The sequence below is a fragment of the Kitasatospora putterlickiae genome (assembly GCF_039527695.1).
In the GTDB taxonomy this organism is placed as follows: Bacteria; Actinomycetota; Actinomycetes; order Streptomycetales; family Streptomycetaceae; genus Kitasatospora; species Kitasatospora putterlickiae.
Genome location: NZ_BAAAKJ010000215.1, coordinates 23,648 through 24,383, shown reverse-complemented (window position 1 = coordinate 24,383; position 736 = coordinate 23,648). Strand labels below are relative to the sequence as shown.

The 736-nt window shown below is 77.2% G+C and carries 1 pseudogene; it reads right to left on the bottom strand.

Annotated elements, in window-relative coordinates:
- Positions 1-736 (bottom strand): annotated as a pseudogene (locus ABD308_RS21245) (peptidase S41); the annotation flags it as partial.

The following is a 736-nucleotide window of genomic DNA, read 5'->3' as shown; positions in this document are numbered from 1 at the left end:
CCCGGCTCGGCCCGAACGGGGACGGCGTGTCGGCGGCCAGCGTGATCAGGTAGGGGCGGCAGCCGTTGGGGAACGACAGGTCGAAGACGTGCGAGTCGTACACCGGGTCGAAGTTGCGCACCGACAGGAACGCCAGGTGCCGGCCGTCCGCGGTGAACGCCGGGGAGGTGTCGATGAACCGCTGCGGGGTCGCCTCGGAGACCGTCCTGGTGGCCAGGTTGGCCAGCACGATCTGGCGCAGCGACCACGGTCCGAGGGCCGGCTGCGACCAGGCCAGCCACGCCGAGTCGGGGCTGAACGCCAGCCCGCTGACCTCGCCGTCCGCGCTGCGCGCCAGCTCGTGCACGGCCCCGTCGGCCAGCGAGACCAGCAGCACCCGGCCGTCGTGCGCGGCGACCGCCAGCTGCTTGCCGTCCGGCGAGACCAGCAGGGCGCGGACCCGCCCGAGCCGTCCGGCGGCCAGCCGGCGGCGCTCGGTGCCGAGCACGGCGGGCGCGTACTCGATCGCGTCCTCGCCCTCGGCGTCGGTCACCCAGACCACGCCCTGGGCGGCGTCCTCGCCCACCGCGCCCGGCACCACCCGGGCCAGCCGGCCGCGCACGCCCGGCGTCTCGTCCAGCACCCGGGCCGGGCCCTCCCGGTGGGTCAGCCAGTGCACGGTGCCGCGCACCACCACCGCGCCGGCCCGGCCGGTGCGGTCCGGGGCGGCGCCCTCCAGCCAGTACGCGGCGGAGAC